The organism is Mesorhizobium sp. NBSH29 (assembly GCF_015500055.1).
In the GTDB taxonomy this organism is placed as follows: Bacteria; Pseudomonadota; Alphaproteobacteria; order Rhizobiales; family Rhizobiaceae; genus Neomesorhizobium.
The window spans coordinates 2281292-2296021 of record NZ_CP045492.1; the positions used below are offsets into that span (position 1 = coordinate 2281292).

Sequence of the window (14730 nt, forward strand, 5' to 3'; positions counted from 1 at the left end):
ATAGCGGGAGACATGATGAAGACCGAAGATGTTCTGGCGGTTTTTCGCGAGGCCGGTGCCATTCTCGAAGGGCATTTCATTCTGACCTCCGGCTTGCGCAGCCCGGTATTCCTGCAAAAAGCCCGGGTATTCATGTATGCCGACAAAACTGAAATGCTGTGCCGCGCGCTGGCGAAAAAGATTACCTCCCACGTTCCTGGCCGCATCGACTATGTGGTAGGGCCGGCAATCGGTGGGCTTATCCCGGCCTACGAGACATCACGGCATCTCAAAGTGCCAGCGATCTGGGTCGAACGCGAAAATGGTGTGTTTCGCCTGCGCCGTTTCGAAATCGAAAAAGGCGCCCGCGTTGTCATTGTCGAAGACATTGTCACCACCGGCCTGTCAATTCGCGAGACGGTAGAATGCATGAATGCACTCGGTGCTGACGTTATTGCGGCAGCCTGCATAGTTGACCGCTCAGCGGGGAAATCCGATGTCGGCGTGCCGCTGGTTGCGCTCGCCGAATATGAAGTGCCGGCCTATCCGGCTGACAATTTGCCGCCCGAGCTTGCTGCACTTCCGGCGTTGAAGCCGGGCAGCCGTAACATATGATGTTACGTGCGTCATGATACTCGGCATCGGCAGCGACCTCATCGACATCAGGCGCATCGAAAAATCTCTTGCCCGACATGGCGAACGCTTCATCGCGCGCATTTTCACCGATATCGAGAAGGCGCATTCCGAACGCCGCCGCCAGCGCACGGCCTCATACGCCAAGCGCTTTGCCGCCAAGGAGGCTTGCGCCAAGGCGCTGGGAAGCGGCATCGCGGAAGGCGTCTACTGGACCGAAATGGGCGTCGTGAACTTGCCCAACGGTCGCCCAACTATGCACCTGACCGGTGGTGCCGCCAGCAGGCTGGAGCGTATGCTTCCCGAGGGTTACCGCGCCGTCATCCATCTGACAATCACAGACGATTTCCCACTGGCGCAGGCATTTGTAATCATTGAGGCTCTGCCGGTCGAATAACAGCCACAGTCATTGCGCTTTGAGGCCGGACCAATTTCGTTGCCCAATACGCTGCAACTGGCTAAGACGGGCGCCGAAGCATAATCGAGGACGACATGAGCGTGGCCGACAAGACTGAAAAGAAATCCGGCGGGCTCGGCGAGACCGTCAGTGTGATTGTCCAGGCGCTTCTTTTGGCGCTGGTGATCCGCACGCTCCTGTTCCAGCCATTTTCGATCCCGTCCGGCTCGATGCGACCTACGCTGCTGGAGGGCGACTATCTGTTTGTCACCAAATGGGCCTACGGTTATTCGCGCTATTCGATGCCGCTGTCCCCGCCACTGTTTGCAGGCCGCATCTGGGGCAGCCCGCCCGAGCGTGGCGATGTCGCGGTTTTCAAATTCCCGCCGAACCCATCGCTTGATTACATTAAGCGCGTGATCGGTCTTCCCGGCGATCGTATCCAGATGCGGGAAGGGCTCCTGTATATCAACGGCGAACCCATCCAGCGCGAAAAAGTCGGCGAGATCGACAATCCGGATGTGACCGAAGTGAACCGCCCGGTCGACGTCTATCGCGAAACCCTGCCCAATGGCGTGTCCTACCAGACACTTGATCTGACGCAGAACGGCTTTGCCGACAATACGCAGGAGTTCGTGGTGCCTGCCGGCAATTACTTCATGATGGGTGACAACCGCGACAATTCAACTGACAGCCGTTTTGCGCCACCGAGCGGTGTTGGTTTTGTGCCTGAAGAAAACCTTGTCGGCCGTGCCAACATCATCTTCTTCTCTATCTCTGATGGCGCGAGTCCGCTCGAATTCTGGCGCTGGCCTTCCTCCGTGCGCCTGATGCGTTTCTTCAATCCGGTCCATTGAGGATCGTGGACCGCCGATGGCCACGCGAAAATTGACCGGAGAGGCGCTCGCGGTAGAGCTGAAGTCGGTGACCGGTCATCTGTTTCGCGACCACGCGCGGCTTCGCCGGGCGCTCACCCATGCGAGCGCCCGCGGCAGCACCGGTTCGGACTATGAGCGTCTAGAGTTCCTTGGGGACCGAGTTCTTGGGCTGGTTATTGCGGATCTGTTGTTCAATGCCTATCCCGACGCTGCCGAGGGCGAGCTTTCGCTGCGTCTAAACGCGCTGGTCAACGCCGAGACACTGGCGGAGATTGCCGAGGAGATCGGCCTACCAAATCTGATCCATGCTGGCGGCGAAATTCGCTCGATGGAAGGCCGCAAGCGGGTAAACCTGCGTGCCGATGCACTGGAATCGCTGATTGCCGCCCTTTATCTAGAAGGCGGCATCGAGGCGGCGCAAAACTTTATCCTGCGGTACTGGGAACCGCGGTCGAAAGCCTTGCGCGAGGCTCGCCGCGACGCCAAGACTGCCTTGCAGGAATGGGGCCATCAGGCTGCTGCCGCGACGCCGATTTACGCGATGGAGAGCCGCGAAGGCCCAGACCACGATCCGGTTTTCACGATTAGCGTGACAATCGGCGAATTTGAACCCGGCAGGGGCGTTGGCCGTTCCAAGCGGGAAGCCGAACAGGCTGCTGCCACCGCACTTCTGTTGCGTGAAGGCGTCTGGGAGAAAAAGGACGTCCAATGACCGAGAAAACCGAAGAACCTGAAACTCAGCCTAAGGAGGGGCCGGCCACCCGGTCCGGTTTCGTCGCGCTGATTGGGGCGCCCAACGCCGGAAAATCAACCTTGCTCAATCGACTGGTGGGGGCGAAAGTTTCGATTGTCACTCACAAGGTGCAAACCACGCGCGCACTGGTGCGCGGCATTGCCACCCATAACGATGCCCAGATCGTTTTCGTCGACACGCCCGGCATTTTCAAGCCCAAGCGCAAGCTCGACGACGCCATGGTGACCAGTGCCTGGGGTGGGGCTAGGGACGCAGATGTCGTTGCGCTGTTGATTGATGCCGAACGCGGCATTCGCGGTGATGCTGACACCATTCTGGAGCGCTTGAAGGATGTGCGCCAACGCATCGTGCTCATCCTCAACAAGGTCGACCGTGTAAAGCCGGAGGCGCTGCTGGCGTTGGCAGCGACAGCCAATGAACGCGTGCCGTTTGAGCGCACCTTCATGGTGTCCGCTCTCACCGGATCTGGTTGCAAGGATCTGCTGGATTATTTTGCCGAAAAGCTTCCTGCAGGGCCGTGGTATTATCCTGAAGACCAGATATCTGACCTGCCAATGCGCCAACTGGCTGCCGAAATCACGCGCGAAAAACTTTATCTGCGGCTTCACCAGGAATTGCCCTACTCTTCCCATGTCGAGACGGAAGGATGGGAGGAAAAAAAGGACGGTTCCGTTCGCATACAACAGGTCATCTATGTCGAACGCGACAGCCAGAAGAAGATCGTGCTTGGCCACAAGGGCGAAACCATTCGCGCCATCGGCCAGTCGTCGCGCACGGAGATCGCCGGCATTCTGGAACAACCTGTCCATCTGTTTCTGTTTGTGAAGGTGCGTGAGAATTGGGGCAATGACCCTGAACGTTTCCGTGAAATGGGCCTGGATTTCCCAAAATAGACTGTTTGGCGGTGTCAACCGCGCAGCCTGCCTTGATTTCGCGCTTAAAACGGTGGAACGCTGACCTATGGAGTGGCGTGACGAGGGCATAATTCTGGGCACCCGAAAGCATGGCGAAACCAGCGCCATTCTTGAGGTAATGACGCGCAACCATGGCCGTCACCTCGGCCTGGTGCGGGGAGGGCGATCACGCAAGCAACAACCGGTGTTGCAGCCTGGAAACCGCGTGGAATTGTGGTGGCGCGCCAGACTTGATGAACACCTTGGCACCTTTCAAGCCGAGGCGCTCGAACTCAACGCTGCAAAACTCTTTGAAAGTGCGGTCGCAGTCTATGGGCTCCAGACGCTGGCAGCGCATCTGCGCCTGCTACCCGAACGCGACCCGCACGCGGCGTTGTTTGAAACGCTAACGCTCATCATCGAGAACCTGAACGAGGCAGAGGCCGCAGCTGAGTTGGTGGTACGCTTTGAAATGCTTATTCTCGACGAACTCGGCTTCGGTCTCGATCTGACTCAATGCGCCGCCACGGGCGCAACGCAGGATCTGGCCTATGTTTCGCCAAAATCAGGCCGTGCAGTGTCGCGCCGCGCGGGCGCGCAATGGCATGACAAGATGCTGGCGCTGCCGGCCTTTCTGCAGCATGGGTCAAGCTTTCAGCCGGCCCCTGGGGACATCGAGAAAGCATTTCGCCTTACCGGTTTCTTCTTTACGCGTCATGTCTACGAACCGCGAGGCCTGGGCGAGCCGGATGCCCGTACCGGGTTCATCGCTGCACTTAAAAAGGCTTTGCCGAATGCACCTCCGGCGACTGCTCCCACCGAAGCGGCTGGTTATGCAGACGAAATTCCTGTAGGGTGAAGTATCTGATACTTACACGTTTCTGTTGAGGGGGACGGCGCGTGGAATTTCTGGCTATCATTGTGCTGGCAGTGCTGGCGCTAACCGTCGCGCGCCTCCACTCACGGGTTGGCCGGGTGGAGCAGGAACTCGCCACATTTATCGCAGCACAAACCGCTGTCGTAGCGTCGGAAACGACAGAATCTACGATCGATCCCGCTGAAATAGCATCAGTCTCAAGCGTGTCTTCACTGCCAGCCCCTTTAGAAATTGCCTCTGAGGATGTTGTTACCGAACTACCGGAGCCTCCTGCCGCAGAGCTAGGCCCCTGGGGGACGTCCGAACCTTCCATGGAAACGAATAAAAAACCCGACATTGAAACCGCGCTTGGCACCCGCTGGGCAGTTTGGGTTGGCGGACTGGCGTTGGCGCTCGGCGGGATATTCATGGTGCGATATTCCATTGAGGCAGGGATATTTGGACCCCGTGCCAGGTTGGTCATGGCAGTGCTGTTTGGTCTCCTGTTGGCCGGAGCGGGCGAAGTCGCGCGCCGCAAAGGGTTCAAGGTTCCGCTTGAAGGGTTTCGCGGTGCCCATGTGCCGGGTATCCTGACGGCGGCAGCGGCGTTCACACTATTTGGCGCCGTATACGCGGCACATGGTGTTTACGGTTTCATCGGGCCCGGTATCGCGTTTACGCTGCTCGGCCTGATCGGCGTTGCAGCGGTCGTGGCAGCTGTGCTCCATGGCAAGGCGCTGGCAGCTCTAGGGCTGCTCGGCTCGTTAGTAACTCCCGTTCTGGTGGCGTCGGATTCGCAAAATCCTTGGGTTCTGTTCATTTACTTGGCAATTATCCTCACTGCGACAGCTTTCATTGCCCGCTTGCGCAGTTGGGCCTGGATTATGGGGATGGCGTTCGCTGGTTGTGGGATCTGGGGTCTGATCTACCTCGCCAGTACTGTTGTCCCGGCCATTTCCCCTGTCGCCTTCATCAATCTCATTATGCTTGGTGTGCTCGTCATTATCTGGTTGCGCGGTGATCCGGCTGACTCTGATCTAGCCCCGATTGGTTCGGGTGTTGACAGAACATCGGTTGTCCCAGCGTTCCTGACCGCCACTACAGCGATTTTGATTGGCTCTGTGCCCGATCTTGCGGTCCTGGGAGGAACCTACTTCTCGGCGGCGCTCCTGGTAGCGATGGTCATCGGTGCCTGCTACCGCTTCAAGGCCATCACATTACTCTATGCCTCGGGTGTTGCCACGCTGTCGGTCTATCTTGGGTCGGCCTTCGGCAACGACTTCGACATCACCGCTCCGGGCAGGGTTGTCGCCATCGATGGGGTGCCGGTCTCGGACGTATCGGTTCACTTCGTCTCGCTAGGCTTTCTAATAGGCGCTACGTTTCTGGTGGCAGGCGTCTGGAATGCACGAAAATATGCCGTAGCCCGCAGCGTTCGCGGCGCTTCCTGGGCAGGTTGGGCTTCGCTTGCGCCACTCGGAATGCTGGCCATTACCTGGTTTGCTTTCGGCAATATCGACCGCGATATTAGCTATGCAATTGTCGCTTTGGTGCTGACCGGAGCTTTGATAGCCTCGGCAGAATGGGTGGCGCGCGCCGAAATGCCTCCGATGGGGGGCAAAGTTCCGGTTTCGCTCCTGCTGATCGGGGCATCAGCAGGCACCATCCTAACTATCTTGATGGCATTCGGCGCAGGTCCAACGACCATCCTGATCGGCATTGCTGCGGCGGTTCCCGCTTTTGCCACGCGCTACCGCGTTTATCCGATATTGGGCTGGCTGAGCGCAGGCCTTGCAGGTGTCACGCTCGCACATATTGCCTTCGACCCGACGATTGTCGGGACAAACATTCTCGGTAAAACACCGGTCTTCAATTGGCTGCTTGCCGGATACGGACTTCCGGCGCTTGGCTTTGGTTTTGCTGCATGGCAATTGGCGAAAACTCGACCGGACACACGTCCGCGTCAGATCATGGAAGCTTTCGCAGCGCTCTTCGGGTTGTTGACGGTTGCCATGCTTGTGCGCCACGCAATGAATGGCGGGATTATCAACTCCGGGGCGCCAAGCCTTGGAGAGCAGGCAATCTATACATTGATTGCCATCGGCGGCAGTGGCATTTTGATCGCGCTGGACGCACGCGCGCCAAGTCCTGTGTTTCGCTATGGCGCGCTAGTGATTGGGGTGATTTCGGTGGTGCTTATCGCTATAGCGCATTTCATCGGTTTGAACCCCCTGACCACCAATGCCTCCACAGGCACAATTCCAGTCTTCAACCTGTTGCTCCTCGCCTATCTCATGCCGGCGGTGGCCATGGCAGCTCTGGCCATTTATGCACGGGGAAAGCGCCCGCGTTGGTATGTTGCGACGCTGGCAGTGGTCTCGGCGATACTTGCATTTGCCTATGCCACTCTTTCAGTTCGCAGATTGTTCCAGGGCGAGTTCATCGGTGCTTGGAAGGGCATGACGCAGCTTGAAACGTACAGCTATTCGGCGTTGTGGCTGGTGATGGGCGTCGCCTTGCTAGCGCTTGGGGCGCGGCTGCGCTCGGTCCCGCTGCGCATCGCGTCGGCGGCGCTGGTTGTCGTTGCCGTGGCAAAGGCCTTCCTGTTCGACATGTCGCAGCTGGAAGGTTTTTTGCGGGCCCTGTCGTTCATCGGGCTTGGTGGAGTGCTGATCGGCATCGGCCTGTTCTACCAGCGGATGCTGATTTCAACCGCTGCGAAGAAGTAGTCATTCCGCCGCGGCGAGGACAGGGCGATCGATCTTTTTTTCGACGATCGGCCAATGTACCATTGCCGCGAACAGGCCAAGGATCGCGCCGATCCACCAGACAGGGTCATAGGAGCCAAACTGGTCATAGAGATAACCGCCGAGCCAGACACCAAGAAATGATCCAACTTGGTGGGAGAAGAAAACCACACCGCCCAGCATGCCGAGGTGGCGCGTCCCGAACATGATCGCGACCAGCGCATTGGTCGGCGGCACCGTAGACAGCCACAACAGACCCATCACGACTGAAAAGGCGATGATCGTCGCAGGCGTCGCTGGAAACATCACCAGCCCGACAATTGCGACCGAGCGTGCCAGATAGATCCATGTCAGGAATAATGGCTTGGAATAGCGTTGGCCGATGACCCCGGACGCAAGAGCACCGATAATGTTGAAGAAGCCGATCAGTGCGAGCGCAATGACGGCATATTTCGCGTCGATCCCCAGATCGCCGATATAGGCCGGAAAATGTGCGGTGACGAATGCCAGTTGGAAGCCGCAGACAAAGAAGCCGGAGGTCAACAGCACAAAGCTGCGATGCCCGAAGGCTTCCCGTAGCGCATCACTGACCGATTGCTCCGCATCCGGTTGGACTATTGTGCTGGTCTTGGAATTGCCGGCAAGCGGAATGGCAATCAGCGGAATGGCAAGCATCGCGATCGCCAGATAGATCAACGTCTGCGACCAGCCATAGGCTGTGATGAAGCCTTGGCTGATAGGCGCAAAGATAAACATTCCGGCCGAACCTGCAGCAGTGCCGATTCCGAACACGAAGCTACGCCGATCCGCTGGCACATGCCGTGCGAAGGATGCGAGGACGATGCCAAAACCGCCTGATGCAACCCCAAGTCCAACCAGAACACCCCCGCCGAGATACAGCATCGACGGAGTTGTCGCGGTGGCCATCAGGAGAAGCCCTGCCGCATAGATGATGCCTGAGAGAGCAAGAACCCGCCAGGTGCCGTAGCGATCTGCGAACGCCCCAAAAAACGGCAGGCCAGCACCCCAGAAAAGATTTTGGATTGCCATAGCGAGGCTGAATGTAGTCCGGTCCCAGCCAGTGTCGGCAAGCATCGGCAATTGGAAAAAACCCATTGCCGACCGCGGCCCGAAGGTCATCGCCGTGACAATGCAGCCGCACACAATGATGAGCCATGGCAGGGTGGTGGCCGGTCTGCCAGATGCTTCGACGGTAGCCATGCTGAAAACTCCGTGTATCTACACAATAGATAGCAGCAGATTTTGCGCAAAGGAAATCAATTGGCGCGATGGACGTGTGAATTCCATTGATGGGAATGGAACAAATTTGCGACCAATCGATCCATCGGTAAATCAATCACGTTCAGGCTTCTGTCACGAGATGGTGCCGAAAAATCCGATGGGGAAAAGCAGACGACAAGCCTGCCGTAATACCAATCGTGGGTGCTCAATTTCACGATAGCGCCGGTCCACGTGGCTTCAAGAAGATCGCAACTCTTGCCAAATGCAAGTTGCTGGTATCGCAATGTCTGGAAGAATCCGATCTTCGGTATGCCAAGAAGTTGATTTCCGCTGAAAAATACGATTTTGAATCTACCGGATAAAATGCTTCCTGGATGGTTTGGAGCGTCAGGAGCGGTGGCCTCGTTCAGAATAAAGGGGGATATTCCACAGAATTATCTCAAAAACTCGTTTATGCAGTGTTGCTAAAGTAATGGTATTCTTTCCCAAGTCGACATGAAGTAGTCATCCTGCTATTATACATGACAGGCAAACAACGGAGCTACGTCATGATCCACTACCGTCTCGCCGCCCTATCGGGCATTGTACTTGCTGCGGGCTTTATGGCCGCTCCCGCCCATGCCCTTACCATGAAGGAATGCAGCGCAAAATATGCTGCCGCTAAGGATTCCAACCAGTTGGGTGGCGCGACGTGGAACGATTTCCGCAAGAGTGAGTGTGGCACTGACGCCGACGCTGCAACTGCTCCTGAAAAAAAATCCAAGGCAGCGGCAAAGGCTGCACCAGCCAAGGCGGTCGAAGCAGATGACGCCAAGGGCCTCTCCATGGCCGATTGCAGCACCAAGTATAAGTCCGCTCAGGAAAGCGGGATGACGTTGAAATGGAACGATTTTCGCAAGTCCGAATGCGGTCCGGGCGCTGATCCTGTAGCGTTCACGACCGATGGAGCGCAGGAGCCGTCCGCTCCGTCAATCGCGGCACCCCGGGGCGTTTCCTTTCCGCGTGGAATTTCCTCGAAGTTCAATGGCGAGACGCCATCCAAGGCGCGCATGCACACCTGCCTTGAGCAGTATTACGCCAACAAACAGAACAATTCGCTGGGCGGCCTGCGCTGGATCCAGAAGGGCGGCGGCTACTACAGCCTGTGCAACGCCAAGCTGAAGAGCTGATTCTGTTACATCAACATGGGCGGATGGCGATCGCTACCCGCCCATTTTTTCTACGATAACCTCGAAGCGCTTCAAGAACGCTACCTGCATTGTCGTTGCAGGTTGCGGGGTGAGATCGAAGCTATCGGATGAGATATCGCGCGGCCGGCCGAAATATTGCGTCGCTTCGCTGATGGAAAATCCTGCAATCCCAGTTGCCTCAAAATATGCGGCGATCTGATCTGCCTTTTTGATATCGCGGAGCAATGTCTCTGGCAGAATCGATGGTAAATTGAAACGAAGATGGATTGCTTGCTGCAACCGGCTTTCACAATCTTTGTAACCGCCGCCAACCACCGCTTTGAAGGGCGAGATCATATCCCCGATGACGTATTCAGGGGCATCGTGCAGCAGCGCCGCTAGCTGCTCCGACAATCCGGCCGCCGGGTTGCGAAGCGCAAAAATTTTCTCCACCAGCAACGAATGTTGGGCGACGGAAAACGCGTGGTCGCCGAAGGTCTGGCCGTTCCAGCGTGCCACTCGCGCTAGGCCGTGCGCGATATCGGAGACTTCAATGTCCAGCGGTGAGGGATCGAGCAAGTCGAGTCGCCGGCCCGAAAGCATGCGCTGCCAGGCGCGGTTCGGCGCGCCGGTGCGGTCAGGCATCGGGCAACCCGCTCACAGTCCCGGCTGGAAAAGTAAACCGCGCGAACCGCGGGATCGAAAGGCTAAGACTGATGTTGCCTGCAACCAATGGCACGCCTGCATCCATCGCGTCTTTCACCCGGTCGATCCGCGCAACCGCCAAGGCAGTGTTACCGGCGACCGTCCCGAGCGTCCCGAGCGCGCGTCCGCTGGCAGTGATCTCGGCACCTGACGGAGGCAATTCTTCGTCGCTTACTGCAATCAGAACGCGCCGCCTCGCAGTGCCCCGGTGCTGCATTCGCGACACTACTTCCTGACCGACATAACAGCCCTTTTTGAAACCGACGCCGTCCATTTGGTCGAGCAGCACGTCATGCGGAAATGCGTCACCCAACACGTAATCGCTACCGCTTTCGGCGACTCCACGGGCGACGCGCAAAGCGTCAAAGCCAGCTCGATCACCTTCGATTGCAAAGCCATAACTGCGATAGACAGGCAACTCAAAGCGCATATCGCGAACCGTGCCTGAATCGGTTTCAGAACTGGTTGATTCGCTATCCCACACAACGCCCACAAAGCATTGTTCCGACTCAGAAATGTCCACCTTCGCGCGCAGCTTGTAGATCATCAGTCTTCTGCGAAAATCATCGGCAACATCCGCTCGACAATCCAACCGCAATGAATCACCATCGCGCGAAATCAAAAAATCGAACAGGATTTTCCCTTGAGGTGACAGCAACGCCCCAGGCCGTGCGACGCCATGGGCGAGCGCGTCCAGATCGGTCGTCACGATGTTTTGCAAAAAGTGCCAGGCATCTGGCCCGGAAACCAAAATCAAAGCACGATCGGTGAGGGCTGCGGAAGGCATAGGGAAACGGCCTGAACTTGCAAATCTGATGGTCATTACGTAAGCCGCACGAACTCCAACAGCAAGGGTAACATTCTCATGACCGCGACCTTTGACCTCATCTTAGCTGGTGGCACGCTGGTCAATCATGACGGGCAGGGACGACGGGACGTAGGTGTGCGAGATGGCCGGATTGCCGAAATCGGCGACCTGTCGCGTTCTTCAGCGGGCGAGAGGATTGATTGCGGAGGGCTGCACATCCTGCCCGGCGTCATTGACACGCAGGTTCACTTCCGCGAGCCGGGATTGGAATACAAGGAAGATCTGGAAAGTGGCTCCTGCGCTGCCGTTCTTGGCGGGGTGACAGCGGTGTTCGAAATGCCCAACACAAAGCCTCTGACCATCAGTGAGGCGGCGCTTGCTGACAAGGTTCGCCGGGGAACAGGGCGCATGCATTGCGATTTCGCTTTCTGGGTTGGCGGTACACGTGAAAATGCGAACGAAGTCGCTGAAATGGAACGCCTGCCGGGAGCTGCAGGAATCAAGGTGTTCATGGGGTCCTCCACCGGTGACCTGCTGGTAGAGGATGATGAAGGCGTGGCATCCATCCTGAGAAACACCCGTCGGCGCGCAGCCTTCCACTCAGAAGACGAATTCCGCTTGCGCGAACGAACATCCCATCAGGTCGCTGGCGATCCGTCCTCGCACCCGGTTTGGCGCGACGTGCAGACGGCGCTGCAATGCACCGAGCGTCTGGTTCGCATCGCACGGCAGACGCGGGCGCGTATCCACGTTCTGCATATTTCCACCGCTGAAGAGATCGCATTTTTGGAAATGCACAAGGATGTCGCCTCCTGCGAGGCCACGCCGCACCACTTGACCCTTACCGCCGATGATTATGCGCGGCTGGGCACTATGATCCAGATGAACCCGCCGGTGCGCGAAAGCCGTCACCGCGACGGAGTCTGGCGGGGCGTATCGCAGGGAATCGTGGATGTTCTTGGCTCAGATCACGCGCCCCACACGCTGGAAGAAAAGGCGAAAGCCTATCCGGCCTCGCCGTCCGGAATGACCGGTGTTCAGACGCTGGTTCCTATCATGCTGGACCACGTGAACGCCGGCCGCCTGACCCTTGAGCGTTTCGTGGATCTCACGAGCCACGGCCCGCAGCGCCTATTCGGCATCGCAGGAAAAGGGCGGATTGCAGTGGGCTATGATGCAGACTTCACCGTCGTCGATATGCAGCGGCGCGAAACGATCACCAACGCACAAGCCGGCTCCAAGGCAGGCTGGACGCCCTATGACGGGAAACAGGTTACCGGATGGCCGATCGGCACCATAGTCCGAGGCACCCGTGTGATGTGGGATGGCGACATAGTTACGCCCTCTCAGGGTAGGCCAGTGGCATTTTCCGAGGCGCTTGCCAGCTGATCGGGCTCAATCTCCAGCGACAAAAAACGACCATTTTCCTTCCACGTTGATGCCGACGCGGTAGAAAATGTAGGCGCCGTATGTCTTCATATCCTCGTAATCTCCTGCTGTAACGATCTTGAACAGTTCGACCTTCTGGCGCGCGTCGAGCTTTTCGAGCGGGATCGCGAAGAAATAGGGCCAAACGTAGAGCTCGGTCGGCTTGCCTTCATCGAGATGCACATATCCGGCGCTCAACACTTCTTCGAGGATTGCCAGGATTTCCTGGCCTTCCTTGTCGCCAGACAATTCACGCAGAAAATCGATGGGATCCCCTTCGATCTCGCCGAGTGACAACTGAGTGGCATCGTCTCCAAGGCTGATCAAGGGCCGGATTTTTTCAATATTGCCAGCTTGCGCCGCATCGACCATAAGCTGGCGCATCCGCCTGACCGGCTCCGGCAGTTTCTCAATGTCGTAGATAATCTCCGGCAGTGGCGAATCGGGGTCAACGGCGGGCCGCGCCGAATGGCCCTTTTGAGGCTCGGCTTCATCATCCGGCTCAGCCTGGTCAGCAGGTGGCGCCGATTGGATAGGGTCCGGCAAGGGAACAGCGTTGATTGGTGGCAAAGGCTGTTTTTCAATCTCTTCATCGGCCTTTGGAGCCGGCGCCTCATTGGGCTTGATCTCACTCAGCGCATACGCAGGCATCGCAACCAAACAAGCACCAAGTGCGGCACTGGCAAGCATGAAACGACCGGAACTCGTGTTCCGCCCGCTGAACGATTTTCTAATCAGTCTAAGAATCATGTCCCACTTCTCTCAACGCGGAACGGAGTCCGCGATTCACCAAGTGGGATCATACACGCAATTGGTGCGAAGGGGATGCGTCAGACGATCACTTGCCGCTGGGGAGGCGGCACGATTCGCAAAAAAATGTGGTGATGACCTAGTGAAAGCTGCGATCTTCGTCGAAATCTCCGGCAATAACCTGATCGCGAATGCGGTCGAGCAGCGCAAGAGTGGTAGTTTCGCCGGTGTTGCGCAGAAGTTCCGCAAACGCAGTGGCCAGTGCCGCCTCAGCGATGATCTCGGGCTCAATGCCGGCAGATAGCCCCTCGGCCCACGCCTCATTGTGGCTCTCAATAGCGGTCAGCCGCTTTTCTTCCCGTACGAGAGCGTCGATGTCGCCTGCGGTATGTTCCATACTCAATCTTCACCCTTTCAAGCACCGATCCATTCAAATTTGGATCAACTTGAGTCGTGCCGTTTAACGCGCCATTAAGGCTTCTAGCACGACTGCCCCAAACTGTATTTTAGCCTTTGATTGGAAAGTTAACAGCCCCTTAACGCAGTTAGTTGCCGTAGCGCCCGACTATTTCACGGCTGAGTTCCTCGCCTTCCTTCATGTAGCGGCTGATCGCCTCGCTAGCCGATGCGGTGCAGGAGGCATAGAATTGCTCAAACGAGCGGTACCCATGGTTGAAGTTTGCGACAAACTTTGCCCGCCGCTCGCTTTCCGGCTTTTCCACTTCAAGCAGCCGTTCCATTTCCGTGCGCCATTGTTTCCCGGTCTCGCCGCACAGATTGCGCAGATAATGCAGAGATCCCAGAATTTCCGCCAGCCGCATAAGCTGGCCCTCGAACGGCGCCTCGCTGGCACGCGCGACAGGGCCGCCGGCAACGAGCAGACTGGCGAGACATGCTATTCTGATGAGGTTTCCAAGGATCATAAGTCCTTGTGGCGAAAGATTTTGTCTGCCGCAAGGCATCTGTCGTGGCAACTACAGGCACCTTCTGTCAGGGTTAAGACGTCTGACTGCTCAACAGATCGTATGCCACCTCCATCACTGAGGCGATGACCGGCATGGTCTCCATTTGGTCCAGTGTAAACCAACCAGCTTCCGATGCATCGTCGTCGGCCACTGGCTCATCGCCCTGCCAAGTTGTCGAGAAAACACGCAGGGTGAAATCTATCGGTGCGCCACCCGCTTCATGCTCGACGTGAAACTCGCGATGAAGCTCGAGTTCACCGGCAACCAGACCTGTTTCTTCCATCAGTTCCCGCCGTGCCGCATGTTCCGATGTTTCTCCGGCCTCAACCCTTCCGCCCGGAAACGCATAGAGGCCAAGGGAAGGCGCGCGCGCCCGCCGCACCAACAGGATGCGGGTGCCGCGAATCATTGCGATAGAGACGGCAGGCGAGGGGTTTTTCAACATGTCTTGCCTGAAAGCGGTTGAGCCGGCGAGGTGGAGAGACCACATTGGACAAAATGTTAGGCCGTCACGCAAGCGGCTGGC

General features: G+C 57.4%; 16 protein-coding genes. 9 read left to right on the forward strand and 7 right to left on the reverse strand.

Going from position 1 to position 14730, the window contains the following annotated elements:
- The first annotated feature begins 15 nt into the window (after window positions 1-15).
- The 7 genes from pyrE to GA830_RS11375 all read left to right on the forward strand — a co-directional run bounded on the left by pyrE (window position 16) and on the right by GA830_RS11375 (window position 7119).
- Complete coding sequence (gene pyrE, locus GA830_RS11345; RefSeq protein WP_195164909.1) at window positions 16-594, forward strand: orotate phosphoribosyltransferase; 579 nt, start codon at window positions 16-18, stop codon at window positions 592-594.
- A 13-nt stretch (window positions 595-607) separates the two neighbouring features.
- Entirely contained in the window at window positions 608-1009 is a 402-nt protein-coding gene (gene acpS, locus GA830_RS11350) for a holo-ACP synthase (RefSeq protein ID WP_195161970.1), read from the forward strand.
- Window positions 1010-1104: 95 nt separating this feature from the next.
- Window positions 1105-1866, forward strand: a complete 762-nt coding sequence (lepB, locus tag GA830_RS11355) for a signal peptidase I (protein WP_195161971.1) — start codon at window positions 1105-1107, stop codon at window positions 1864-1866.
- Window positions 1867-1882: 16 nt separating this feature from the next.
- Window positions 1883-2599 (forward strand): ribonuclease III, encoded by a 717-nt coding sequence (gene rnc / locus GA830_RS11360; RefSeq protein ID WP_195161972.1) that lies wholly within the window; start codon window positions 1883-1885, stop codon window positions 2597-2599.
- Window positions 2596-3534 (forward strand): GTPase Era, encoded by a 939-nt coding sequence (gene era, locus GA830_RS11365; protein WP_195161973.1) that lies wholly within the window; start codon window positions 2596-2598, stop codon window positions 3532-3534. Before rnc ends, era begins: the two co-directional genes overlap by 4 nt.
- A gap of 67 nt (window positions 3535-3601) precedes the next feature.
- A complete protein-coding gene (gene recO, locus GA830_RS11370; RefSeq protein WP_195161974.1) occupies window positions 3602-4393 on the forward strand; it encodes a DNA repair protein RecO in 792 nt (263 codons plus the stop codon).
- A 41-nt stretch (window positions 4394-4434) separates the two neighbouring features.
- The gene (locus GA830_RS11375) at window positions 4435-7119 is read left to right on the forward strand and encodes a DUF2339 domain-containing protein (protein WP_195161975.1); all 2685 of its coding nucleotides are present in this window, start codon (window positions 4435-4437) and stop codon (window positions 7117-7119) included.
- On the opposite strand, the gene GA830_RS11380 is transcribed toward GA830_RS11375, so the two are convergent.
- On the reverse strand, window positions 7120-8358 hold the full coding sequence (locus GA830_RS11380; protein WP_195161976.1) for an MFS transporter: 1239 nt from the start codon (window positions 8356-8358) through the stop codon (window positions 7120-7122). It abuts the gene before it with no gap.
- A 569-nt stretch (window positions 8359-8927) separates the two neighbouring features.
- On the opposite strand from GA830_RS11380, the gene GA830_RS11385 reads away from it, so the two are divergent.
- Window positions 8928-9548, forward strand: coding sequence for an antifreeze protein (locus GA830_RS11385; RefSeq protein WP_195161977.1), 621 nt, complete (start codon window positions 8928-8930; stop codon window positions 9546-9548).
- A gap of 33 nt (window positions 9549-9581) precedes the next feature.
- Here the strand turns inward: GA830_RS11385 and GA830_RS11390 are convergent, their stop codons facing one another.
- A complete protein-coding gene (locus tag GA830_RS11390) occupies window positions 9582-10193 on the reverse strand; it encodes an HD family hydrolase (RefSeq protein ID WP_195161978.1) in 612 nt (203 codons plus the stop codon).
- Window positions 10186-11040 (reverse strand): CAF17-like 4Fe-4S cluster assembly/insertion protein YgfZ, encoded by an 855-nt coding sequence (gene ygfZ / locus GA830_RS11395; RefSeq protein ID WP_195164910.1) that lies wholly within the window; start codon window positions 11038-11040, stop codon window positions 10186-10188. The genes GA830_RS11390 and ygfZ overlap by 8 nt, the downstream gene beginning before the upstream one ends.
- 78 nt (window positions 11041-11118) lie before the next feature.
- Between ygfZ and GA830_RS11400 the strand changes: the two genes are divergently transcribed.
- The gene (locus tag GA830_RS11400) at window positions 11119-12450 is read left to right on the forward strand and encodes a dihydroorotase (RefSeq protein ID WP_195161979.1); all 1332 of its coding nucleotides are present in this window, start codon (window positions 11119-11121) and stop codon (window positions 12448-12450) included.
- A 6-nt stretch (window positions 12451-12456) separates the two neighbouring features.
- Here GA830_RS11400 and GA830_RS11405 read toward each other — a convergent pair whose 3' ends face one another.
- From GA830_RS11405 to GA830_RS11420, 4 genes are all read right to left on the reverse strand, one after another.
- Window positions 12457-13179 (reverse strand): alanine and proline-rich secreted protein Apa, encoded by a 723-nt coding sequence (locus GA830_RS11405; protein WP_258045672.1) that lies wholly within the window; start codon window positions 13177-13179, stop codon window positions 12457-12459.
- A 199-nt stretch (window positions 13180-13378) separates the two neighbouring features.
- Window positions 13379-13636, reverse strand: coding sequence for a hypothetical protein (locus GA830_RS11410; RefSeq protein ID WP_195161980.1), 258 nt, complete (start codon window positions 13634-13636; stop codon window positions 13379-13381).
- A gap of 148 nt (window positions 13637-13784) precedes the next feature.
- Window positions 13785-14162 (reverse strand): TIGR02301 family protein, encoded by a 378-nt coding sequence (locus GA830_RS11415; RefSeq protein ID WP_195161981.1) that lies wholly within the window; start codon window positions 14160-14162, stop codon window positions 13785-13787.
- A gap of 73 nt (window positions 14163-14235) precedes the next feature.
- The gene (locus GA830_RS11420; protein WP_258045413.1) at window positions 14236-14649 is read right to left on the reverse strand and encodes an NUDIX hydrolase; all 414 of its coding nucleotides are present in this window, start codon (window positions 14647-14649) and stop codon (window positions 14236-14238) included.
- Between the last annotated feature and the right edge of the window lie 81 nt (window positions 14650-14730).

Excerpts from the sequence above, each read along its gene's own strand:
- GA830_RS11420 (WP_258045413.1), bottom strand. The coding sequence starts at position 14,649 with ATGTTGAAAAACCCCTCGCCTGCCGTCTCTATCGCAATGATTCGCGGC.
- pyrE (WP_195164909.1), top strand. The coding sequence starts at position 16 with ATGAAGACCGAAGATGTTCTGGCGGTTTTTCGCGAGGCCGGTGCCATT.
- GA830_RS11400 (WP_195161979.1), top strand. The coding sequence starts at position 11,119 with ATGACCGCGACCTTTGACCTCATCTTAGCTGGTGGCACGCTGGTCAAT.
- recO (WP_195161974.1), top strand. The coding sequence starts at position 3,602 with ATGGAGTGGCGTGACGAGGGCATAATTCTGGGCACCCGAAAGCATGGC.
- GA830_RS11410 (WP_195161980.1), bottom strand. The coding sequence starts at position 13,636 with ATGGAACATACCGCAGGCGACATCGACGCTCTCGTACGGGAAGAAAAG.
- GA830_RS11380 (WP_195161976.1), bottom strand. The coding sequence starts at position 8,358 with ATGGCTACCGTCGAAGCATCTGGCAGACCGGCCACCACCCTGCCATGG.
- GA830_RS11405 (WP_258045672.1), bottom strand. The coding sequence starts at position 13,179 with ATGCTTGCCAGTGCCGCACTTGGTGCTTGTTTGGTTGCGATGCCTGCG.
- acpS (WP_195161970.1), top strand. The coding sequence starts at position 608 with ATGATACTCGGCATCGGCAGCGACCTCATCGACATCAGGCGCATCGAA.
- GA830_RS11390 (WP_195161978.1), bottom strand. The coding sequence starts at position 10,193 with ATGCCTGACCGCACCGGCGCGCCGAACCGCGCCTGGCAGCGCATGCTT.
- GA830_RS11385 (WP_195161977.1), top strand. The coding sequence starts at position 8,928 with ATGATCCACTACCGTCTCGCCGCCCTATCGGGCATTGTACTTGCTGCG.
- rnc (WP_195161972.1), top strand. The coding sequence starts at position 1,883 with ATGGCCACGCGAAAATTGACCGGAGAGGCGCTCGCGGTAGAGCTGAAG.
- GA830_RS11415 (WP_195161981.1), bottom strand. The coding sequence starts at position 14,162 with ATGATCCTTGGAAACCTCATCAGAATAGCATGTCTCGCCAGTCTGCTC.
- ygfZ (WP_195164910.1), bottom strand. The coding sequence starts at position 11,040 with ATGCCTTCCGCAGCCCTCACCGATCGTGCTTTGATTTTGGTTTCCGGG.
- lepB (WP_195161971.1), top strand. The coding sequence starts at position 1,105 with ATGAGCGTGGCCGACAAGACTGAAAAGAAATCCGGCGGGCTCGGCGAG.
- era (WP_195161973.1), top strand. The coding sequence starts at position 2,596 with ATGACCGAGAAAACCGAAGAACCTGAAACTCAGCCTAAGGAGGGGCCG.